Source organism: Hyalangium minutum, from assembly GCF_000737315.1.
Taxonomy (GTDB): Bacteria; Myxococcota; Myxococcia; order Myxococcales; family Myxococcaceae; genus Hyalangium; species Hyalangium minutum.
Map to the genome: position 1 here is coordinate 208,144 of NZ_JMCB01000011.1, position 23,372 is coordinate 231,515.

Below are 23,372 nucleotides of genomic sequence, written 5' to 3' on the forward strand. Positions count from 1 at the left end.
ATCAGGCCCTCCCCATGCGACGGCGCAGGACGATCAGCGTGGTGTCATCCGCCAGCAGCGACGGCGTGCGCACCAGCCGGTGCGCCGTGAAGTCCGCTCGCACGGACTCGCGGCCCAGCAGCGCGAGCCGCCGCCGCAGCGCATCCGGGTTCTGGAAGTAGCGCTCGTCCGTCCAGTACTGCGACAGCGGTCCCACCGGCTCGTCCCGCTCCGGCACCTTCGTCTCCGCGAGCTTCGACAGGTCCCCCGCGCCATCCGTGCCCAGCATCAGCGCCATCACGTCCGAGGTCGGAACCAGCGCCTGGCGCTCCAGCGGCACCGCCCCCGGCGACAGCAGCCCATAGGCCAGGTATGGCGGCGCGTTGTTCGGGAAGGGCCCCAGCGAATGCACCTCCCCATTCAGCGCCCACAGCCCATCCCCCGCGGAGAACACCAGCGTGTGCACGGGCGTCACCACCGTCCCCACCACCGTGAACAAGAGGTGCTCGCCCACCAGCGAGCCTCCGAACTGCTCGTTGAGGCCCGTCAGGAACTTCAACACCCGGGCTCGCACGGCCTCGAGGAACTCAGGCGACTCCACGGATACGCCCTCGGCCACCACCGCGAGCACGGCCTGCGCCACGCACCGCGCTCCCAGCTGCGCCCCCACCTCGCTGTGCGCCCCGCTGCCGCACCCGTCCGCCACCACCGCCGCGAGCACCTCGCCCTGCGCCAGCAGGCTGAACGCATCCTGGTTGTTGCGGCCCGCACGCGCGTGCTCACGGCCAATCACGGAGGCAGCAGCGATATCGAACGGAGGAAGCATGGGCACACCTCTCCCGTGCCCTCTTCAGGGCCACGGCACTGCGGGTGAATGCGGCGCTTACAGCTCGAAGTTGAAGCCAGCCTTCTCGAGCTGCTTGTACTTCTTGTGGTCGAACCGATAGAGGCGCGCGGCCCGGTGCGAGACGTCCTGCTCCACCTCGTCGAGCTCCTCCAGCAAATCCATCGCGAGGATCTTCTTGCGGAAGTTCCGCTTATCCAGCTGCCGCTCCAGGATGATCTCGTACAGGCGCTGGAGCTGCGTCAGGGTGAACTTGGGCGGCAGCAGCTCGAAGCCGATGGGCTGGTAGCGCACCTTGCCCTTGAGCCGCTGCAGCGCCGTGCCCAGCACGTCCGCGTGATCGAACGCCAGCTTCGGCGTGTCCCAGACGGAGAACCAGGCCGCCTCGCTCGCGTCCGTCGAGGCCTCGACCCGGTGGTCGGTCAACTTCACCAGGGCGAAGTACGCCACGGTGACGACGCGACCCCGCGGGTCTCTCCCGGGCTCTCCGAAGGAGTAGAGCTGCTCCAGGTGGTTGGGGCGGATGCCGGCCTCCTCCTCCAACTCCCGGCGCGCGGCGGCCTCCAGCGACTCCTCCATCCGCACGAAACCGCCAGGCAGGGCCCACTTCCCCGCGAACGGCTCCTGCCCACGCTTGATGAGCAGCACCTTCAGGTCCTCCTCATCCATCCCGAACACCACGCAGTCCACCGTCAAGGCGGGCCGGGGGTACTCGTAGGTGTAGCTCACGCGCTCTCTCCTTCGTGTCCCTTCGACACAAACATAGTGTCCGTATGACACCAAGTCAAGCAGACCTGCTCTGTGGAGGGGCAGCCTACACGGCAGGGCGCGGGGGAGGAGGCGGTTGTGGGGACTTTCGGCGGCTCAGGCGTGCACGAGCGCCGACAGCCGGTGCCAGTCCACGAGCTGGACGCTCTCCTCGGCCAGCTCGAACTCCACCGAGCGGCGCATCCCGAGCACGTCCCCAGCGATTTGAAACGGCACCTCGCGGTCGAAGTCCATGCGCACCCGCTCCACGAGGAAGTCGTGCATCTTGGGAATGGGGTGCTCACCGCGCCACAGCTTGAACATGTTGCGCGTGGCCTCGAGCACTCCGGCGCCGTACACGCGCACCGAGAGCCGGTGCGGCATGGCCTGCGCGAACGGGAAGGACTTGAAGCCAAAGCCCCACTCGGGCGAGGTGGCGGCCCCTGCGACGCCAAAGGGGCCTCGGTACAGCAGAGCTCCCGTATCGCCGCCGGGCAGCGGGCGGATGGCTCGCTGGGCGTCCACCGTGAGCACCGGCGCCCCGAGGTTGTACACGGACACCTCCGGGCCCTTCCCGCCAAGCACGTGCCGGGGAATGGTGCGCGTGAACATGGCCCCGAGGTAGCCGCGCAGGCCCGACTGAGTGCCGCGCAGCGGACCCGCGGAGGCCAGCTGGCTCTTGAAGTCCTGGATCATCTCCGCGTCCCAGCCGGTGCCCGCGAAGGGCGCCAGGCGGCCCTCGACGCGGACAAGGCTGAAGGGACGCAGCGGCGGCAGGCGCTCACCGTACGCGGCGAGCTGCTGGAGAGCCTTGGCGGGACGGGGCGCGCCGGTGACATGGGCCCACGCATTGCCCGTGCCCATCGGCAGCACGCCGATCGCCGGGAGCGCCAAGCCCTGCGCGCGCAGCTCGTTCAACAGGCCGGTGATGGTGCCGTCCCCTCCGCCCGCGAGCAGCAGCGAGGGCATGTTGGGGCGCAGCTGCTGGTCGATCCAGTCGCGGGCCTCATCCACGGAGCGGGTGAGGGCCACGCGGGCCCGGGGGAGGAAGCGCTGCACGAGGCCCCCCATGACTTCGGAGCCCCGGCGTGAACGAAGGTTGACGAGAACGGCGACGTTCATAGGTGGGCTCGACTCTCCCTAGGGCGTGTCATGGCACTGTCACGACAGGCATCAAGGGGTGTGGCATTCCCAACGCTTGGCAAAGCCGGCGCGATCACGTGCCGAGCACACTCCGCGGTTCCGTTGCCCAAGATGGCGACGATGGGCATGGGCGCACTTCGTCACGGGATGCCGCTCAGGGGGCAAGCAGGGGGGCAGGCCATCGCCCGCTCTGTCAGGAGAGCGCGAGGAGTCCACGGCGGGAGACGGTAGGACCCGGGAGCGGTCCTCCGTAACGGGTCGGATGCCTTCCGGAAACGTCCGACTCCCCGGGTCGGCGGGACGATTCTAACCCATTGAAAGCACAGGGCTTCCGCGCCTAGGTGGGAGACCGGTTGTAGCGTTCGGGGAACGGCTGCTATCTCGGGCTCGGCCTGACTGTGCTCGCCGGAATACTCCCTGCAAAGCAGGACGGCTCCATGCTCTCCACCTCCATGAACAAGATCTGGGTTTGCGCCGGTTTCATCCTCTCTCTCACCGTCCAGGCGGCACCGCGGCGGCTGGTGGTCGCCAGCGGTGAATGCAAGGACGCCGAGCTCACCAGTCACGCCCGCGCGTTCCTTGGCGCCCTCAAGGCCCGCCAGGACCAGGAGGTCATGACGCCCGAGGCCTTCGCCGAGCGCCTCTTCCCCTCCTCGAAAGGAAGCTTCGAGGACCTTCAGCGACAGCTCGACGCTGCGCAGGACCACTTCTATGAGGCCCGCTACGCCCGCGCCGAGCAGGCCGTGAACGACGCCCTCCGGGAGATCTCCCGCCTGCCCGCGGGCGAGGCGCACTGGAAGCTGTACACCCACGCCCAGCTGCTCCACGGCCTCAACTACCGCTCCATGGGCAAGGTGAAGGAGAGCGATGCCGCGTTCCGCAACGTGCTGCGCCTCCAGCCGGACTACAAGCTCGACCCGGCCCTCTACGCTCCCTCCATCCGTCAGGCCTTCGAGAAGGTGCGCGGCGAAGTCACCAAGGGCAAGAAGGTGAAGCTCTCGGTGAAGTCCACCCTGTCCGCCTCGGAGGTCTTCCTCGATGGCTTCAAGGTGGGGCAGACCCCGCTCACCACTGATGTCCCCGCCGGCACCTACGACATCACCGTGGTGAATGGCTCCGCCGTCAGCTTCCCCCGGCAGCTTCAGGCTCAGGGGACCGACACCTCGGTGCTCATCGACCTCGCCTACGAGGGCTCTGTCTCGGCCAGCCCGTTCCCGTGCCTCGCCTCCAGCCACAAGGCGGCTGACAACACGCTCAACTATGCCGTTCGCCTCGGTGGCGCGCTCGGAGTCGAGGAAGTCATTGTCGTGCGCCTCGAGACGCCCACCAGTGGCCCCAAGTGGTTCGCCGCCACCGTGCTCAATGTCGAGGGCGGCCAGAAAGTCCGCGAGGGCGGCTTCAAGACCCAAGGTCTGGATGCGCCTCCGGACTCGCTCTCGGCGCTCGTGGACTTCGTCACCACCGGTAAGGCTCAGCCCAACCTCGTCGTGCCCAGCACCAACGGCAAGGCGCCTTGGGCCAAGTCGAACACGGGCGATGCGCCCGTGGCCTCGTCGCTCTCGCCGGATGTCTCGGCGCCCGGCCGGCTCCCCGAGGGTGTCTCCGCGTCCTCGTCGCGCTCCACTCCGGGCTTGCGCACTGCCTCGTATGTGGCGCTGGGCGCGGGCGCCGCGGGCCTCGTGGGCGCTGGCGTCGTGCGGCTCATGGCCGAGAAGGATCTCGATGCTCTCGATCCACACCTCGTCAACGGCCGCATCCCCCGGGACGACGCAGAGGCCCTCCAGCTTCGGGACTCGCTCGCCTCCAAGGGCAACCTGATGACCGGGCTCCTCATCGGCTCGGGGGCCGCGATCGCCACGGGCACCGTGCTCTTCTTCATGTCCCCGTCCCACACTCCGCCGCCGGTGAGCCTGGGCGTCTCGGCCGGGGCCGAGGGTGCATCAGCCTCGGTGTCCGGTTCGTTCTGAGCGTAGAGTGCGGCGCCATGCGCTTCCTGCTCGCCTTGCTGGTGGCCACCAGCGCCTCCGCCGCCACTCCCCGCACCTTCCGCGTCGACTACTTCCACACCGGTAACGCCTCCGAGGAGCGCTTCAGCCTCGACCGGCTCGTCCTCGAGCCGCTGCCGTGGCCCGGCAACCCCTCGCGCCCCATCGACGAGACCAACCTCGGCAAGTACCTCTTCGAGGTGAGGGACATCGCCACCAACCGGCTGCTGTACTCGCGTGGCTTCGCCTCCATCTATGGCGAGTGGGAGACCACTCCCGAGGCCAAGGACTCGAACCGCACCTTCCACGAGTCCTTCCGCTTCCCCGCCCCCGAGAAGCCCGTCCAGGTGCTCCTCAAGAAGCGCGACGCGCAGAACGTGTTCCACGAGCGCTGGTCCCTCACCGTGGACCCCAGGGACATGTTCGTGGATCCGTCCTCGCCGCCCTCGCCCGGAGCGCTGCTCCCCATCCTCAAGAGCGGGCCGTCCGAGCAGAAGGTGGACCTGCTCATCCTCGGCGATGGCTACACCGCGCAGGAGCGCCCCAAGTTCGAGAAGGACGCCCGGCGGCTCGCGGACATCCTCTTCACCTTCTCGCCCTTCAAGGAGCGCAAGGGCGACTTCAACGTCTGGGGCCTCATGCCCCCCTCCGCCGAGTCCGGCATCTCCCGGCCCTCCACCGGCCTCCACCGCCGCTCGCCCGTGGGCGCCACCTATGACGCGTTCGGCAGCGAGCGCTACGTCCTCACGTTCGACAACCGCGCGTTCCGCGACATCGCCTCGTTCGCGCCTTACGACGTGGTGGAGATTCTGGTGAACGGGAACACCTACGGAGGCGGCGGCATCTTCAACCTCTATGGCACCGTGGCCGCCGACAGCCTCTGGTCCCCCTACGTCTTCGTCCACGAGTTCGGCCACCACTTCGCGGGCCTCGCGGACGAGTACTACACCTCCGAGTCCGCCTACCTGCCCGCCGAGGACCGCCCCGAGCCCTGGGAGCGCAACGTCACCGCGCTCAAGGACCCCGCCCAGCTGAAGTGGAAGGCGCTGGTGCAGGCCAGCACGCCCCTGCCCACGCCGTGGGACAAGGACGCCTACGAGACGCACGCGCGCCAGGTGCAGCAGCAGCGCAAGCAGATCCGCTCCGAGCGCCGCCCCGAGTCCGAGATGGATGCCCTCTTCACCTCACAGCGCGACTGGGAGGAGAAGTTCCTCGGCTCGCAGAAGTTCGCCGGCAAGGTGGGCGCCTTCGAGGGCGCCATGTACGAGGCCCGTGGCTACTACCGCCCCCAGGTGGACTGCGTGATGTTCACTCGGGATCGCGTGCCTTTCTGCTCCGTGTGCCAGCAGGCGCTCTCCGAAGTCATCGACTTGTACGCCGGAAAACCCGGCAGGTCCGGCGCGCCCAGTCCCTGAAAACCGGCCTTGCTGGTTTCTCAGCGTGACAACGTGATGACGCGCCGCCCCGGCCCATAGACGGACCTTTCCAGGCGGGTGTAGAGGAAATGACACCCCAGTTAAACCCTTGGAGAGGTGTTCATGTTGAAGCGCAACTGGCTCCACGCGCTCGCCGTCATGGCGTGCGCGCTGACACTCACCGCATGTGGCGGCAGTGACGACAACGAGTGCACGACCACATCGGACTGTAAGGGGACCCCGCCCTCAGGCCAGGTGTATCAGTGCATCAATAACACCTGTCAGCTGAGACCCGTCCCGACGCCGACGTGCTCGCCCGAGTGCGCCAGCAACGAAGTATGTGACGGCAGCTCCGGCACGGGCGTATGTAAAACGTGCACGGCGACCCAGGGATGTACCTCGCCGCTGGTCTGCGACACGGCGGCCAACGGCGGCAAGGGCGTGTGCCGTGCCTGCTCGGACACCTCGAACAATGGGACGGACCAGGGCTGCTCGGCGGCCGCTCCTGTGTGTGACCCGGCGGGTAACAACGGCGTGGGCGTGTGCAAGGCCTGCCAGGACACCGCCAGCGGCGGCGCCGTGGACTCGGGCTGTTCGGTGAGCACTCCCATGTGCAACCCGGCGGCCAACAATGGCGCGGGCCTCTGCACGGCCTGCGTGGACTCGGCGGAGGGCAACGGGCAGGACCTGGGCTGCTCCACGAGCTCTCCGGTGTGCGACCCCACCTCGGCCAGCGGCGTGGGCGCGTGCAAGACGTGCCTGGACTCGGCCACCGGCACCGACACCGACACCGGCTGCACCGCCGCGGCGCCCCTGTGCAACACCTCGGCGAACGGCGGCAGGGGCGTGTGCACCGCCTGCCGTGACACCGCGACGGGCACCGGCACCGACTCGGGCTGCGCCGACACGGCCCCCATCTGTGACCCAACGGCCAACAATGGCGCGGGCGCGTGCAAGTCCTGCGTGGACTCGGCCACCGGCACCGGCACCGACACGGGCTGCGGCGCCACCACGCCGCTGTGCGACGCGACGGGCAACAACGGCGCGGGCGCCTGCAAGGCCTGCCTCGACAACGCGACGGGCACGGGCACGGACCTGGGCTGCACGAGCTTGGCGGCGCTGTGTGACCCCGCGGCGGCCAGCGGCGTGGGCGCGTGCCGGGCGTGCTTGAACACCTCGAGCAGCTCCGCGGACCTGGGCTGCTCGGCGCCGACCGACATCTGCGACACGGCGGCCAACAACAGCGTGGGCGCGTGCAAGGTGTGCCTGGGCGACAACGAGGGCTGCTCGGGCAACCAGACGTGCAACGCCGCAGGCACCGCCTGCGAGGGCTGCGCGGACGACAGCGAGTGCTCCAACCCCTCCACGCCCGTCTGCAAGCCGCCTCCTCCGGTGTCCATCTGCGTCGAGTGCACCACCAACGCGAACTGCGCGGCGACCCGGCCCGTGTGTGACTCGGCGACCAATTTCTGTGGCTGCACCTCGGACGAGCAGTGCGCCTCGGCCCCGGGCAACACGGACTACTGCGACACCACGGTGAACAACAGCCGCGGCCAGTGCACGGAGTGCCTCACGGACGCCCACTGCGCCGGGAATCCCTCCCGCAAGTTCTGTGACAACCGCATGGCGTGCATCCAGTGCCGCGGCAACGCGGACTGCTCGGTGGGCCAGGTGTGCAACGCATCCAAGTCCTGCCAGGCCGATCCGGCCGTGGATCCGGCCGCGACCAGCGCGCAGATCCAGGCGTTCCTCGACGCGCCCGTCGGCACGCTCACCCCGCCCCTCACCATCTCGAACGGCTTCGTGACCTACATCAAGCCGCTGGTGGGCACGGATGATGCGGGCTTCTTCGTCCAGGCGCAGCCGGACGGCCCGGCGATGTTCGTGGCAGTGGACGCGACGACGCACCAGCTGCAGGTGGGTGACCGCATCACCTTCTCGGTGGGCGCTGTCACAGCGCTCAGCGGTGGCCTGGAGGCGGCGACCTCCATCACCAACCTCACCATTGGCAGCCGGGGCCACCCGGTGCAGAACCTGAACACCGCGACGCCTGCGGGCCTGGCGGCGGACCGCTCCAGCGCCAGTGACCTGCAGACCAACGTGATCGCCGGGTACGAGAGCGAGCTCGTCCGGCTGACGGGCACCATCGCCTCGGCCCTCAACGCGTCGGGCACGGGGCATGTGGGCTACAACATCACCACCGCGGGGATGACGACGGCGGCCGGCACCTTCCGGCTCCGCGTGCCGGACACGTTCCCGGATGCCTTGGACATCGTGCAGACGTGCAACTTCACGCTCAAGGCGGGCCCGGTGTGGCGCTTCACCAGCGGCACCACGCCCGTCAACCAGTCCCAGCCGTCCGCGTACTACGTGTCGGATCTGACCTTCTTCGGCTGCCCAGCTCCGAAGGTGCTGACGGCGGCGGCTCGCTCGCTCACACAGGTGGTGCTGACGTTCGACCGGCGCATCGACCCCTCGACGGTGCTGAGCAACGGGTCTCAGTTCACCTTCTCGAACGGGCTCACGGCGAGCGCGGTCCAGGTCACCGCGCGGCAAATCTCCCTGACGACGAGCGAGCAGACGGCCGGCGCGGACTACACGGTCACCGTGGCGGACACCGTCAAGGATCTGAACGGCACGGGCGTGGCGGCACCGACGAACACGGCCACCTTCCGCGGCTACCGGGTTCCGGCCACCCTGCGCATCTCCGAGGTCGGTCCCACCATGGCGAGCAACGCAGACATGGTGGAGCTGGTGGCGGTCACCGCGGGCACGGTGGATGGCTTCCTGCTGCAGCAGGACATCAACTCGCCGGTGACGCTGTCCACCTTCCCCAACGCGAGCGTGGCCGCCGGTGACATCATCGTCGTGCACATCGCCCCGCCGGCGGGCTACGCGAGCGAGACGACCGGGAAGGCGCAGTTCCCCGCCAGCGCCACCCCCATCAACTACGACACGGCGTGGGACTTCGCGGGAGGGACCACGGGCATCACCTACTCGAGCCGGTTGATCGTGCTCAAGGACTCGGCGGGCACCATCCAGGATGCCGTCCCGTTCGCGAACACCACGGGCACGCCGCCCGCGGCGTTCGTCGGCAACCTCCAGGCGCTCCAGGCCGCGGGCCAGTGGCTCCCGGCGGACTGCGGTGGCAACCCGTGCACGTTCACCACCGTGCCCTCGGCCCTCGATGTGGCGGCGGATTGGACGGGATTGCCGAGCTCGAACGCGGACAGGACGAGCAACACGGTCCGTCGCATCACCGCGAACGACACCAACATGCGGGCCGACTGGGGCGTGGGGGCTCCGACCTGGGGCGCGCCCAACCCGTAGTTCCAGGCTGAGCCGAAAGGCTCCGCACTGACAGTGAAGGGCCGCGGTGCTGCAAAGCCGCGGCCCTTTCCTTTTGCGGGCCCGCTCCGGGGAGCTTCCCTGGGGAGGGCTCCCTTGGCGGGGGCAAAGCCTCTAGACTGCTCGCCTTTGCTGGGGGGCAGGAGAAGCCCGGCTCACGGAGTGGTTTTATGTCTCCCGCGCGTCTCTTGGCCGTTCTGCTGTTCTCCACACTCCTCGCCTGCACTGGAGACAACCCGCCCGCGTCCCAGGGCCCCGCGCTCCCCGCCACCTCTCTGGGCGAGAGCACCGTCGGCGCCCCCTTCTCCCGCAGCCTCGCCTCCACGCAGGGGGCCGCGCCGCTCTCCTACGCCGCGCAGGGGCTGCCCCCGGGCATCACGCTCGACGCGCAGACGGGAGCCCTCTCCGGCTCGGCCACCGCCGCTGGCAGCTTCACCGTCGACGCCTCCGTCACGGATGCCGCGAGCCGCTCGGATCAGCGGAGCTACCCGCTCGTCGTCCTCGAGGCGCCGCGCTTCGTCACCGCCTCGCTCCCGTCCGCCACCCTGGCGGCCACCTATGTGACCCGCGTCGAGGCCTCGGGCGGCAAGGCGCCCCTCGTCTATGCATTCCGCAGCGGGTCCTTTCCCCCCGGGCTCTCCATCGACGCGTCCGGAACCCTGAGCGGCACACCCTCGCTGGTGGGCACTTTCTCCTTCGAGCTCTCCGCCACTGACGCCTACGGCTCCGTGGCCCGTGCCCCGTTCACCCTCGTGGTCAGCGCCTCGCTGCCCACGGTCATCACGACCGAGCTGCCCGTCGCGCATGTCTCGCGGGACTACCGCTTCACACTGGCGGCGGCTGGAGGCACCCCGCCCTACTCCTGGAGCAAGCTCGAGGGCTCGCTGCCCGCGGGCCTCGACCTGTCCTCCACCGGCGAGCTCTCCGGCGCACCCTCCACCGCTGGCACCTTCTCCTTCATCGCCGAGGCCCGCGACGCCCGAGGCCAACCCGCGCAGCGCACGCTCTCCCTCACCGTCGTCCCGGCCCTCACCGTCACCACCGGGAGCCTGCCGGATGGCTACCACGGCGTGGCGTACTCGGCGGACATCGAGGCCTCGGGCGGCGTTGCTCCCTACAGCTATACCGTCGTCACTGGCTCGCTGCCCGCGGGCATCGATGTGGACACCTCGGGCCACTTCTCTGGAACGCCTGCGGCCTCCGGCACGTTCGGCCTCACCCTCACCGTCCAGGACTCTTCGCAGCAGTCCCTCACCCGCGCCTTCCCGCTGACCGTCTACGAGCTGCCGGGCTTTGCCACCACCTCCCTACGGGACGGAGCGCTGGGTACGGCCTACTCCGAGACGCTCCAGCCCACGGGTGGAAAGGCTCCCTTCACCTACCGGCTCATCGTCGGCTCGCTCCCGTCCGGGCTGCAGCTCCAAGGCAATGCCCTCACTGGCACGCCCACTGCCCTCGGCACGGCCTCCTTCACGCTCGAGATCCGCGACGCCAACAACCAGATGGGCACCCGGGCCTTCACGCTGCGAGTGCTCAGCACGCTGGCCATCTCCACCACCGCACTGCCAGAGGGAGACACCGGCCGGCCCTACAGCGCGCAGCTCGCCGCCACGGGAGGGAATGGCACCCTCTCCTGGAGCACCACCGGCACGCTGCCTTCCGGGCTCTCACTCTCCAGCAGCGGCCTGCTGAACGGCACGCCGACGGCGGCCGGAAGCTTCACCTTCACCGCGCGCGTCACGGATGCCCTGAGCCAGACGGACAGCCGGGCGTTGACCGTCGTCGTCCAGGGCCCTCCGGTCATCACCTCGGCGGTGGACGATGCGTACGTGGGGGTACCCTACACGTTTACGCTCGCCGCGAGCGGGGGGCGCGCGCCCTTCTCGTGGAGCATCACGGACTCACCGCCGCCGGGCCTGGCGCTCTCCTCCAGCGGCGTCCTCTCCGGCAACGTGTCCTATGGGGACACCTTCTCCTTCACCGTCCGCGTCACGGACAGCCTCGGCCGGACGCAGACGCGCGTTCTGTCCCTCACCGCCTACTTGCAGCCCTCCGTCGACACGTTCTCCTTGAACGACGGCTACGTCTCCGAGTCCTACGCTCAGCTCGTCACCGCGTTGAATGGGAAGCCGCCGTACACCTTCTCCGTGTCCTCGGGCTCGCTGCCGGCCGGGCTCACCCTGGCATCCTCCGGAGCGCTCTCCGGGACGCCCTCCAGCGCGGGCACGGCCACCTTGGACATCCAGGTGCGCGACGCCAACGGGCAAACCGCCACGCGGACGCTCTCGCTGTCCGTCTACACGCTGCCCACCTTCGTCACCACCTCGCTGCCAGAGGCCACCCGCGGGGTGTACTACTCCCAGTGGCTCGTCCTCTCCGGCGGCAGGCCCGTCTTCTACTGCTTCGTGGAGTCCGGCTCCCTGCCCGACGGCATCGGCCTCGACTCCAGCGGGCACATCTGGGGCGCTACTTCCAGCACCGCCGACTCCACGTTCACCATCCGCTGCATCGACTCCAACAACCACTCGGCGGTTCAGACGTACACGATCGCCATCTATAACCCGCCGATCATCCTCACGAGCGTGCTGCCCGTGGCCACGGTGGGCATGCCGTACAGCTTCGTCCCCGCTTTCACAGGCAACCGGCCTCCCTTCCTGTGGACCTACGACGGCACGCTGCCCCCGGGCCTCTCCGTGGGCACGGATGGCTCGATCTCCGGGACTCCCACGGCTGCTGGCTCCTGGAGCCTCAACGTCGTCCTCCAGGACAGCAGGGGGTCCACGGACTCTCGCTTCTTCTTCCTGGATGTAGACGGCTCAGCGCCGGATGGTGGCGCTCCCGATGGCGGCTTCCCGGACGGTGGCTCCCCGGACGGCGGCTTCCCGGACGGTGGCTCGCAGCCCGATGGCGGCACGCCTCCCCCGTTCGAAAGCCTCTTCATGATGGGCCACTGGAACATCGAGTGGTTCGGCAGCGCCACCCAGGGCCCGCCTCGCTCCACCTCGCCGGGCGGAACGCCGGACGACCTGCAGATCGCCAATGCCGCCAATGTGCTCGGCGGCACGGGCATGGACCTGTGGGGATTGGTGGAGATGGTCGACACCCCCGCCTTCAACGCCCTCAAGGCCCAGCTGCCCGGCTACGACGGCTTCCTCTCCAATGATCCGCGCGTCGCCTTCGGCTCCAGCTACTACTCGCCCTCCGAGCAGAAGCTGGGCGTGCTCTACAACAACAAGCTCGTCTACCAGAGCGCCACGCTGATCCTCCTCGGGGCCGCGACGGACTTCGGCGGCAGGCCCCCCATGCGGGTGGACTTCCTCGTCTCCATCCACGGCGTACCCACGCCGCTCACGGTGATCATCCTCCACATGAAGGCCTTCGAGGATCAGGCCTCGTACGACAAGCGCCAGCGCGCGAGCACCGCGCTCAAGAACTACCTGGACGCGAACCTGCCCACCCGGCACGTGTTCGTCGTGGGCGACTGGAACGACGACGTGGACGTGTCCATCACGAACGGCTCCACCGGCACCCCGCTGCCCACCCCGTACGAGGGCTTCGTCGCGGACCCGGGCCACTACACCTTCGTCACCCGGCCGCTGTCGCTGGCGGGCGAGAACTCCACCGTCGACTTCCCGGACATGATTGACCACACGCTGGCCTCCGACGAGGTGATGGCGGACTACGTGCCCTACTCGGCCCAGGTGATCCGCCCCATCTGGATCTCCGACTACTCCGGCACCACCAGCGACCACTATCCCGTGTTCAGCCAGTATGATTTTGGCAGCGGCTCCTCGGGCCCGGTCACCCTTACCGCCCCTGCCGGCGGCAGCTACTCCGGCGGCAGCACGGTCCTCATCACCTGGACGCCTCCGTCCGGCTTCGGCCCCGCCTGGCTCGAGTACAGCCTGGACGATGGCAGCACCTGGAACACGGTGGCCTCGATCTCGGATTCGAGCGTCACGAGCTACGTGTGGACCGTGCCCAACGTGAACACCACCACGGCGTACCTGCGCATCCGCGAGGATCAGGCGCCGTGGCGCTCGGACATCACCGATGTCCCGATGTCCTTCGTCTACGCGCCGCCCAACCGCGTCTTCATCAACGAGTACCTCGCCAACGAGCCCTCCGGCACGCTGCCGGACGGCGGCGTCGGAGCGCTGGTGGACTACGAGTTCGTGGAGCTCGTCAACTCGAGCTCGCAGCCCAAGGACATCTCCGGCTGGACGATCTGGGATGGCGCCACCAGCGTGGGCGCGCGCCACGTGTTCTCCGCGGGCACGGTGCTGCAGCCGGGCAAGGCCTGGGTTGTCTATGGAGGCCCCACGGCCTTCCCGCCCGGCACGCCGAACACGGAGGCGGCCTCCAGCGGGCGGCTCGGCCTGAACAACACGGGCACCGACTTCGTCACCCTGAGGGACGCGTCGGGCACGCTCGTGGACGAGGCCACCTATTCGAGCACCGTGGACAACGTCTCCTACAACCGCTCGGTGGACGCCAACCCGGACGTCGGCTTCGTCCTGCACACGGCCATCAGCCCGCTTTCGTCCTCGGCGGGCTCCCACGCCAACGGCACGCCCTTCTAGCGCTGCTCGAGCGGGGGGGTGGGAGGGGGAGTGGACAGGCGCAGCACATCCACGTCACGCGCCACCCACTCTCCCTGCTGCACCTCGTAGGCGACTCGGACCTCGGCGCCCTTCTCCACCATCCGGCGGCTCACCTCGCGGTCGCCGCGGTGGAAGCGCGTCGTGTTATCGACCCGAAGGTCGCGCTCCACCCCGCCCGTGTCTCGGACGAGCAGCTCGTCGTCCCCCACCCAGGCCACCAGGCCGTGGACGTTCGTAGCGGGCTGCTCGGAGCCAGAGCCTCCCTGGCCAACGCTCTGCCCCTGGCCCAGCTCGGCCTGAAGCTCCCTTCGCTGGGCCTGGAGCGCTTGGGGGTCTGGCATCTTCTCGCGCGAGGCCATCAGCTCGCGCAGCACCTCTGAGCGGGCTTCGCGCTCATGGCCACTGGGAGGGGCATCGTCCCCGCTCCGGCATGCCAGCCCCAGGCTCCAGAGTGCTCCCACGGCTCCGGCCACGGCTCCCCATCGACGCAGGCGGTGCATCACCCGTTCCCCCTTTCAACCGCCAGTGAGGATTCAGCCCTCAACCTCGGTGCGCCATGGCCTTCCGGGAACCCAAGCAGCGGCGTCCGCAGCCCTCGTTCGCACGCCTGCTCCCCTCGCGGAGCGCGAGTACCTCCTTCGGTCTCTTCCCAGGAATACCCAACCTATTAGATACTGTGAAAACCGATGAAGGACTCCCTGCTTCCCTCATCCCCTGCGTGGGCTGCCTACTCGAATTTCCTCTGGGAGCAGTGGCCCAAACGCACCCATCGTGCGGCTCGAACCGCCTTGATGGGTAGTGTGCTCTTGTTGCTGTCGGATGTGCTGAGCGTGGGCCTCGGATCGGCGGTAGAGGCCCCCCGCTTGCTGTCCGTCATCGCCGCTCGCCTGGTGTGCCTGCTGCTGCCCGTCTGCCTGCTCGGGGCGATGAAGCACTTCCCGGAGTGGCATGTAGGGCCTCGGGTGGGGGTGGCGTTCGCGGGGGCCTGGCTGGTGCTCAGCCAGGCGGCCTTCTATTCCGCGGGCACGCAGCGCAGCGTGCCCCATGCGGCGCTGCTGGTGTGGAGCCTCTTCTTCATGCCCCTGGTGCTGCCGCTGCGCGCCCAGGCGCGCGGCCTCTTCTATGGCTTCCTGATAGCGAGCTACGCGGTGCTGGAGCTGACGGTGGATCCGGGCTACCCGCTGGCGCAGCGGCTGCTGGGCATCGCCATGCTGGGCGGGGTGGCGGGGGGCGTTGGCTGGTCCCTGGAGCGAGTGCTGCACGGGCTGCGGGGGCACTTCTTCCTCAAGCAGGAGATGGTCACCACGGTGCGGGCGCTGGAGGAGTCTCACCTGCGGGTGGGCAAGGCGGCCGAGACGATTGGCGAGCTGGTGGAGAAGTTGAGGGACTCGACGCTGGAGCTGTCGAGCGAGTCCTCGCGGGCGCGCTCGGAGACGGCGCGGATTGCCACCGCGAGCGAGCGGGTGGCCACCATGGCGAGGGCGGCCTCGGAGCGGGCCGCGGGGGCGGGCAGCATCGTCTCGCAGGCCACCGGGCACACCCAGCGCATCGACGAGGAGATGAACCGGGTGGAGAGCGGGGTGAACGGCATCGGCCAGGCCATCTGGGACACGGAGTCCAGCCTGGAGGCGCTGGCCACGAGCGCGCGGCAGATTGTGGAGTTCACCCAGACGCTGCAGGAGTTCGCCAACCAGACGGACGTGCTGGCGCTGAACGCCGCGATGGAGGCGGCGCGCGCGGGCGATGCGGGGCGGAGCTTCTCGGTGGTGGCGCGCGAGGTGCGGCGGCTGGCGGAGGCCTCCAAGGACAGCTCGGTGAAGATTCACGAGGTGATGCAGGGCACGCGCACGCAGTTGGAGTCGGCGCTGCAGGGCATGGCGGCCCTCCGCGCGAACACGCGGCAGTTCGAGAGCAGCTTCACGGACGCGCGCAAGACGCTGGAGGCCATCCGGCAGATCGTCACGCAAATTGAGAAGCTGATGGGCTCCACGGTGATGGATGCGCAGGAGCAGGCGGGGGCCACGGGGAACATCTCGGCGGGGGCGGCGCAGCTGCAGCGGCTGATCGACTCGCACGCGCAGATGAGCCAGGACGTGGCCATCACCGCGGACCGACTGGGGCAACTGGCCGAGGCCCTGCGGGACATGCTGCCGAAGAAGGAGCCAGCGCCCGCGGTGCCGGCGCCGCAGCCGGTGGCTCCGCCCGCGGCGCCGCTGCCCAGCCGCCCCGTGGTGGCGTGAGCGGCGGGCCCCGGCTCCGGACACGCGAGGCTAGCGCGTGCCCTCGATGGCGTAGATGAGCGTGACCTGGGCCTGGACGGTCTGCTCCTCGGGGAGGATGGGGGTGGTGGGGGCGCTCTTGTCTCCGGCCTCCATCATGGCCATGCGGGCGGGGTAGACGTGCGGAGGCTCGGAGACCGTGCTGACCTCCAGCACCCCGCCGAGCCGCACCCCGAGAGACGCGGCCAGCACCTCGGCCGTCTTCCGGCCGCGCTCCACCGCCTGGCGCAGGGCCTCGGCGTACACGGCGTCCTGCTTGCTCAGGGCGAAGCGCACGCCGTCCACGCGGTTGGCCCCGGAGGCGATGGCCCGATCGATGAGGTCTCCCAGGCGGGGCAGCTCACGCACGTGCACGGAGACGGTGTTGTTGGCGCGGTAGCCGCGCAGCTTGGGCTCGGCGTTGGGAGCGGGCTGCGCGTACTCGGGGTAGACGGAGTAGTTGCGGGTGTCGATTTCCTTGCGGGGGATGCCCGCGCCGGTGAGCGCGGCGATGACCCGCTCCATCTTCCGGGCGTTCTCCTCACCGGCGGCCTTGGCGGTGTTGCCCACGGTCTCCACCGCGAGGTCCACCCAGGCCTCGTCGGGTTCGGCCTTCGCCTCCCCCTTGCCTTCAACGCGCAGGGTGCGCACGGCGGGATTGGGAGCGGAGCGGGGCTCGGGGGTGGTTCTCGGCTGGGCCAGGGCGGAGAAGCTGGTGAGCAGGGCCAGTGCCGTCATCCATCGGGAGAGCTTCATGGCGACCTCGGGATATGGGACGCACGCCGTAGGGCGAGAGTTCCAGGTTCAGGAAGGAGGCGTATACCTCCGCTGTCCTGAACATGGACGGTCCGTCATTCACTGGCATTCACTGAGAAGCCTGCGGGCAGGCTCCCAAGCGTCCTCTGGGCTCACAGGCCCGGGGAATGCCCTGGGTGAGGCAGGCCGAGGGAATGTGAGGCCGTCGTCGCCGCGGATGAGGCGGTGCCGTAGCGTGAAGGCCTCTCGCTGTGAGGGGGGCTTCTCATGAGTGCAGCGCTGGGCGTGGCATGGCAGCGCCTGAGGCGGAGCTATGGGCTGCTGTTGCTGAGCGCAGCGATGCTGGTCAGCGGCTGCACGCCGGTGCAGAGCAACGCACCCCCGATGTTCTTCCAGCGCTACGTGCAGGCACCCGAAGTCCGATTCCGGGTGCCTGCACGGCGGGCCTCGCGTGCCGCTCCGCCGCGAGCGGTACGCGCGTGGGATTGCCCCAGGCCCGAGGGCTGGCCCGCGCAGGCTTCCAGTGACGAGGAGTTACTGGCGCCATTGCTGGCCTGTGGCTCGGCAGCGGGCTTCCTCGCGTTGCAGCGCGAGGTGGACATGGCCCGGCTGCTGGAGCGGCTCGGGGACTGGAGCGCGGTGCGCCTGGGTGCTCTCGGGCCATTGAGGGACAGCCGTGCCGCCGAGGTGCTCGCTCGCAAGCGGGCCTCCTTCTTACTCACCACCACCGCCGACCATGGCGCCTACGCGCAGGTGTTCGCCCTCTTCCTGCTCCACTCCGCGTGTGACGACGAGGTGGGCCAGGTGCTGGGGTTGCTGGCTCGGGACAAGCAGCTCTCGCAGGCGCTGGGCGCCCTACCGGCGGTGCGACAGGAGCTGGAGCGCCGGGGGCTGCCGCTTTCTGCCTATCCGGAGCGCGGTGAACAGGCAAGGGACGTGCTGCGAGGCTTGGGAAGCGCGGGCCGGGATGCGCTCAACAGCACCCCGACGAGCGATGGAGCGCGCTACCTGAGAATGAGCGCTCAGGCCCGGCAGCTCCCTCCGGCCTACCAACAGGCCCTGAGCCAGCTGGAGCAGGCGCTGATCAGCCAGCACTACGCGCCGGAGAACATGGCGCTGGGGAGCTTCGACACGCTGACGTTCGGCGTTCCGCTGGGCTTCTACTCCCTGGCGGCGGGCACGGCGCACGGGTTGGAGGCCCTGGAAGAAGGGCACTACGAACAGGCAACTCGGGAGCTGGCGCCAGCAGCTCTGCTGGTCGCGCTCTACGCGACAGGTAAGGGCACGCGGTACCTGGCGCCGGCGGAAGGCTCCGCCGTGCACCTGCGGCTGCCAGAGCTGCGGCTGGAGGCGCTCCGGCACGTGGCGTGGCAGTTGATGGAGCGGCTGGGGCTGGACGGGGTGGCGGAGGTGGCTCGTTATGTGCGCGCCAGCCGCGAGGCGGCGGTGTTCGTCACCGCAGGAGGCGAGCCCGCGGCGGTGGCGCTGTACGAGGCCCGAGGCAATGTAGCGAGGGCACAGGCCACCTTGTCCAAGGCCCTGCCCGAGGGCACCGGTGCTGCCGAGCCCAGGCCCCCTGCAAGCGGAGCCCTCGGTGGACTGGCGTCACTGGTGGACGAAGCAGCAGGCCACACCCGCGAGGTGGTGGAGGCCAAGCTGCTCCAGGCCGAGTGGGAGGCACAAGGTCCCCGCCTGCCTGCGGACGCCGCGCTGCTCCGCAAGCTCGAAGCAACTCTCGACACTCCGCCGCCCGGGGTGCCCGAAGGCTACGTCCTGTGGAACGACTACCTCGCCTACCGCCGTGCGCGCCTCGCCCTGCTGGAAGAGGGTAAGTCCGCTCGAGGTCCCCTGCGCTGGGAGCCCTACGAGCGCATGCGCGGGGCCTTCGCCCGGGGGCTCACCTTCGAGCGCACCATGATCTCCTTACTACGCGCGGATGCTGCCCTACCGCCAGCCCAGCGCCGCTGGCTGAGCGCCTTCACACAACCTCGCATCGAGGTACACGTAGGCCTGTCCAAGCACGGTGTGCCCGGCGTCCGCTTCGCGGACGTGCTCGTCATCGAGCACCAACCTCCCCCAGGCCAAACGCCCCGCGTGGAGACATTCAGCTTCAAAAGCCGAAACCTCCAGCCACTCACAGGCGAGTCCCTGGAAGCCTCCATACGCATGGATGCAAGTGCCGCTCTGGAGTATTACGGCGGCACAGTGGACATCCTGCGTCCCTCTCTCAAGCGTCGCGTGGAGGTGAACCACATCCGCCTCGTCTACGAGAGGGGCAGTCTCATGCCAAAGCAAAACGTCCTTAACGCCGCAGTGAGGAAGGTAAAACAGCAAGTCTCAGAAGTGGAGGTGGTGTTCCAATGAAGCGGCTGGAGCTAGAGGACTTGCCCCCGGAAGACAGCTTGTGGCTCTCTTTCGACGGTTCCTTCGACTCCAAAGCTGCACTGGAACGCACGCTGGAACCCTTTTTTCACGCGCTTGAACAGTACTCCGTGGGATGGATGCCAGACGTGGTCGAGGGAAAGCGGAGAAGAAGATACTCCCGCTCCGCCATCTGGAAGGCCCTCGAGGAAAAGCGTGACGGCCATTTCACCTCGATCGTACTTGGCCGGACGGCATGGCCAGCTGTGTACCTATGGCCCTGGCTCGCCCTCGCTCCTCCTACTCCAGCTTTGAGCGTCATGCTTAGGGTGCAGCCGCTCTCCCTCTTCACGGATCAAGCACGCTGCCACCCCTTCGTGGAGTTGGTGCGCGCCTGGGCCTGCCACTACCCCGTCTCCCATGCCTTCGCAGGCAGCGACGCCGACAGCGAGCTGGCGGACTCCCCCCGATTCGGCCGGGACCAGGAGACGAGCATCCGCGATGGATTCGACAAAATCTACGAGGTGTTCTGGCTCAACGTCTTCGGTCCCAAGCTGGTGAACCTCGTGGGCCGTGAGCGCATGCTGTCCACCCCGGCTCACCGGGTGGAAGAACTCCCCAACGGCTGCGTGCTGCTCGTCACCTGGCCCATCGCCGCCCACTTCACCCACCCCGAGGCGCGCCTGGCCCAGGCCCGCGCGCTCGTCCACCTCCGCCCGGAGCTGGACTTCGACACCGTGCTGCGCTCCCTCCACGAGCGCAACGCCGCCCTCACCCCTGTGGAGCCCCGTTTCCCTCCAGACGCGGCTCCCCTCCTCTCTCGCGTGCTGGACCACGGCTCCATGGGCGAGCGCCCGCGCAGGACCGCTGAGCTCAACGCCCACCCACCCCCAGAGCCGGAGGAGTGGTTGCCCGCTGACGCAGCCCTGACCTCGGACGTCCCGGACACCCAGGCGGCGCTGGAGCACTACTCGCTCATGGCTGAGTTCCTCGTCTCCGTGCTCCACTCCGAGGTGCCTTCCATCCTCGAGGAGACCCCCGAGTCCCTCACTGACGCCGACTTCCACTTCTGGGTCTTCCGCTTTCCCGAAATCTTCGAGCGCCACCACATCGACGCGCGGCTGGTGCCCGCCATCGGCGCCTACCTGGGGGAAGTGCTCGTGCGCCGCCTGGGCGGCCAGTGGATTCCCCGAAAGAACACAGAAGAATCCCAGGTGCGCGTCGGCTCGCGGGTATGGCTGCCCTTCGTGCGCGCCCACAAGGCCATGCGCTCGTGCCAGGCCTTGCTGGACTTCTCCCTCACCCAGCTCTACCGCGCCGCCGAGCGCCACCAGGTTTGACGAACCCTGAACGTCCAACCCCCACGGGGGCCCGGCAGCCGTTAGAATACCCACCGTGGCGAGACTGGTGGCGATGTTCGGCCCCTGCCGGGGCATAGCGAGAGAGCTGGATTCCCCCCTCGTTATCGGCCGGGCGGCCGAAGGGGGGCTCCTGCTCCAAGATGACAAGGTCAGCCGGGAGCACTGTGTCATCGAACCCATTGGCCCCGCGGGCCATGTGCTGCGGGACCTGGGCTCGCGCAACGGGACGTGGCTCAACAGCCAGCTCCTCAAGGAGACGACCCGGCTGCGCCCCGGGGACCACATCTCCGTGGGCGAGAGCGTCCTGGTGTACGAGCCCTCGTTTGATGCCCTGCGTGCCCGGGACGGCGAATCCACCCTCGTCCTCACCCGCACTCGGCCGGAGACGGCCCGCGGTCTCATCCCTCCCACGAAAGAGGCCCTGTCCCGCGCCGGAGAGCTGGCCCTGCGCGCCGCGGTTGCCTCCTCCGCCGAGGTCGCCGCGGGCATCGTCCTGGAGGCGCTCGACTCGGCCCTCCAGCCCACCGCGCTCACCGTGCTGCGCGTGGCCCCCAATGGTGTGCTCCACCCGCTGCTGGCCCGGCCCGTGGGGGCCCACCTCACGCTGAGCCGGGAGCTGGTGAACGCGGCGCTGAAGCTCGGCCATGCGCTGACCATGTCCGAGAGCCAGGTCCGGACCGAGACGGACAACCTCCTGACGCGCGTGCGCCAGGGCCACGCCCACGTCCTCTACGCCCCGCTCTACACGGGCGGCTCTCCCGCTGGCGCGCTCTGCATCCTCCGGGACACGCCCTTCACCGATGAGGAGCTGGCGCTCACGGGAGCGCTCGCCGGAGCCGCGGGGCCCTCGCTGTGCCCACCGCCTCCCGCACCGCCCGCCCCGAGCACCCTCATCGAGTCCCAGCCCGTGGCCGAGAGCACCGCCATGCGCGAAGCCATGCGCCAGGCCGCCGCCGCCGCGCCGGCGCAGTCCACCCTCCTCCTCACCGGAGAGGTGGGCACGGGCAAGGAGGAAGTGGCGCGCGCCATCCACGCCCTGAGCCCCCGCTCGCGAGGCCCCTTCATCGCCGTCAACTGCAGCGCCATCCCCGCCGAGCTGGCCGAGAGCGAGCTGTTCGGCCACGAGAAGGGCGCCCACACCAGCACGGCGAACGGCCGCGCGGGCGTCTTCGAGCAAGCGGACGGCGGCACCCTCTTCCTCGACGAGGTGGGGCATCTGCCCGCGCCGCTCCAGCTGAAGCTGCTGGGCGTGCTGCAGGACCGCATCGTGCACCGCGTGGGCGGACGCGCGGGCATCCCCGTGGACGTGCGCGTGGTGGCCGCCACCCAGCGCCCCCTCATCGAGGAGGTGCGCGCGCAGCGCTTCCGCGAGGACCTCTACTGGCGGCTCAACGTGACGCGCATCCACCTGCCGCCGCTGAGAGACAGTCCCGAGGACATTCTCCCCCTGGCCGAGCGCTTCCTGGCGCGCATGGGCCCGCAGCTCGGCCTCCGCGCCGAGGGCTTCACGCAGGAGGCCCGGAGCGCCCTGCGCACCTGCCCCTGGCCCGGCAACGCGCGCCAGCTCGCCAATGCCATCGAGCGCGCGCTGCTGCTCAAGGAGCCGGGCCCGCTCATCGGCCTGTTGGATCTGCCCCCCGAAGTGCTGGCCCCCGAACGGGGGGGCTCCTCGCTCTCCGCAGGAGGCTCACTGGCCGAGGTGGTGCGGAAGGTGGAGCGCGAGCACATCGTCCTGGCGCTGAAGCGGACCCAGGGCGCGAAGCCCGCCGCGGCCGAGGCCCTGGGGCTCTCTCCGGCGGCGCTCGATCAGAAGATTGAAGAGTACGGCCTCAAGCTGGTCGAATGAGCCTCCTCATCCCGGGGGCCTCGAGCCAGGCCCTACGGACGGAAGGAAGAGCGGATGCGGTGGCTGCTCATCATGGTTGCGCTGGGTGCGGGGGGAACCGCCGGGTACCTGGGCACGGTTTCGAAGAACTCCTTCTCCGACTACTCCCGTGAGCAGCTCGATCTGCTGGAGCGAGAGCTGAGCCAGGAGCTGGCCCAACAGGGCAGCCCCACGCGTCCGTCCAAGAACACCGCCAAGCGAGCCGAGCGCCAGGAGCAGCTCGCCGCCAACCAGCAGCTCCTTCAGGAAGAGCGGCAGCGCCGATCCTCCTTATATATGGCGTTGGGTGTGGCCGGAGCCGCCGCCGTGGCGGCCTTCTTCGTCCGCGCAGGCGCCTCCTCTCCCAAGCGCCGCGGCTCCAGAGATGAGGACGCCCGCCTGATGGCCACCATCGGAGACCCAGCCGTGCTCCGCGCAGGCGCCCGGCAGAAAGCCGCCGCCCTCCTGGGCGTGTCCCCCGAGGCACCTCCCGCCGTCATCGAGGCGGCGCTCCAGGCCCAGCTCCAGCAGCGAGACCTCTCACGCCTGGAGGGGCTCGCGCCCGACCTCCAGAAGCTCGCGCTCCAGCAGCGCGAGGAGCTCGTCCGCGCCCGGGACTTGCTGGTCGGCCCGGCTCCCTCGAAGCCCGGTTCCCGAGGGAGCTGATTCCCCCGCCCGGTTTGTTTCGCTCCCTCGGCCCGCCGGCC

Annotated in this window: 14 protein-coding genes; 9 read left to right on the forward strand and 5 right to left on the reverse strand. The window is 69.3% G+C overall.

Annotation, left to right across the window (positions count from 1 at the left end; translation table 11 throughout):
* Position 1: 1 nt before the first annotated feature.
* The 3 genes from DB31_RS27320 to DB31_RS27330 form a co-directional block, all read right to left on the reverse strand.
* Positions 2-805 carry a protein phosphatase 2C domain-containing protein gene (locus tag DB31_RS27320; protein WP_044192872.1) on the reverse strand — a complete coding sequence of 268 codons (804 nt, stop codon included), beginning with the start codon at positions 803-805 and terminating at the stop codon, positions 2-4.
* 57 nt (positions 806-862) lie between these two features.
* Positions 863-1,552, reverse strand: a complete 690-nt coding sequence (locus DB31_RS27325; protein ID WP_044192874.1) for an NUDIX hydrolase — start codon at positions 1,550-1,552, stop codon at positions 863-865.
* A gap of 135 nt (positions 1,553-1,687) precedes the next feature.
* Positions 1,688-2,692 carry a diacylglycerol/lipid kinase family protein gene (locus tag DB31_RS27330; RefSeq protein ID WP_044192876.1) on the reverse strand — a complete coding sequence of 335 codons (1,005 nt, stop codon included), beginning with the start codon at positions 2,690-2,692 and terminating at the stop codon, positions 1,688-1,690.
* Between the two features lie 458 nt (positions 2,693-3,150).
* On the opposite strand from DB31_RS27330, the gene DB31_RS27335 reads away from it, so the two are divergent.
* From DB31_RS27335 to DB31_RS48070, 4 genes are all read left to right on the forward strand, one after another.
* A complete protein-coding gene (locus DB31_RS27335) occupies positions 3,151-4,680 on the forward strand; it encodes a PEGA domain-containing protein (RefSeq protein WP_044192878.1) in 1,530 nt (509 codons plus the stop codon).
* A gap of 17 nt (positions 4,681-4,697) precedes the next feature.
* A complete protein-coding gene (locus DB31_RS27340; protein ID WP_044192881.1) occupies positions 4,698-6,113 on the forward strand; it encodes an IgA Peptidase M64 in 1,416 nt (471 codons plus the stop codon).
* Between the two features lie 123 nt (positions 6,114-6,236).
* Entirely contained in the window at positions 6,237-9,443 is a 3,207-nt protein-coding gene (locus DB31_RS45200) for a lipoprotein TP_1001-related protein (protein WP_240486911.1), read from the forward strand.
* Positions 9,444-9,631: 188 nt separating this feature from the next.
* Positions 9,632-14,044 carry a putative Ig domain-containing protein gene (locus DB31_RS48070; RefSeq protein WP_052420280.1) on the forward strand — a complete coding sequence of 1,471 codons (4,413 nt, stop codon included), beginning with the start codon at positions 9,632-9,634 and terminating at the stop codon, positions 14,042-14,044.
* On the opposite strand, the gene DB31_RS27360 is transcribed toward DB31_RS48070, so the two are convergent.
* Positions 14,041-14,565: a hypothetical protein gene (locus tag DB31_RS27360; RefSeq protein WP_044192886.1), complete on the reverse strand. Its 525-nt coding sequence runs from the start codon at positions 14,563-14,565 to the stop codon at positions 14,041-14,043. The two genes, DB31_RS48070 and DB31_RS27360, sit on opposite strands and share 4 nt — an antisense overlap.
* A gap of 291 nt (positions 14,566-14,856) precedes the next feature.
* Here DB31_RS27360 and DB31_RS27365 point away from each other — a divergent pair, with 291 nt between their 5' ends.
* On the forward strand, positions 14,857-16,305 hold the full coding sequence (locus DB31_RS27365) for a methyl-accepting chemotaxis protein (protein WP_157232203.1): 1,449 nt from the start codon (positions 14,857-14,859) through the stop codon (positions 16,303-16,305).
* Between the two features lie 30 nt (positions 16,306-16,335).
* On the opposite strand, the gene DB31_RS27370 is transcribed toward DB31_RS27365, so the two are convergent.
* Complete coding sequence (locus DB31_RS27370; protein ID WP_044192888.1) at positions 16,336-17,079, reverse strand: SIMPL domain-containing protein; 744 nt, start codon at positions 17,077-17,079, stop codon at positions 16,336-16,338.
* A 267-nt stretch (positions 17,080-17,346) separates the two neighbouring features.
* On the opposite strand from DB31_RS27370, the gene DB31_RS27375 reads away from it, so the two are divergent.
* From DB31_RS27375 to DB31_RS27390, 4 genes are all read left to right on the forward strand, one after another.
* The gene (locus DB31_RS27375) at positions 17,347-19,443 is read left to right on the forward strand and encodes a hypothetical protein (RefSeq protein ID WP_052420282.1); all 2,097 of its coding nucleotides are present in this window, start codon (positions 17,347-17,349) and stop codon (positions 19,441-19,443) included.
* A gap of 317 nt (positions 19,444-19,760) precedes the next feature.
* Positions 19,761-20,780 (forward strand): hypothetical protein, encoded by a 1,020-nt coding sequence (locus DB31_RS27380; RefSeq protein WP_338034320.1) that lies wholly within the window; start codon positions 19,761-19,763, stop codon positions 20,778-20,780.
* A gap of 55 nt (positions 20,781-20,835) precedes the next feature.
* Positions 20,836-22,647, forward strand: coding sequence for a sigma 54-interacting transcriptional regulator (locus DB31_RS45210; RefSeq protein WP_169787103.1), 1,812 nt, complete (start codon positions 20,836-20,838; stop codon positions 22,645-22,647).
* 54 nt (positions 22,648-22,701) lie between these two features.
* Positions 22,702-23,331: a hypothetical protein gene (locus tag DB31_RS27390; protein ID WP_044192891.1), complete on the forward strand. Its 630-nt coding sequence runs from the start codon at positions 22,702-22,704 to the stop codon at positions 23,329-23,331.
* The last annotated feature ends 41 nt before the right edge of the window (positions 23,332-23,372 follow it).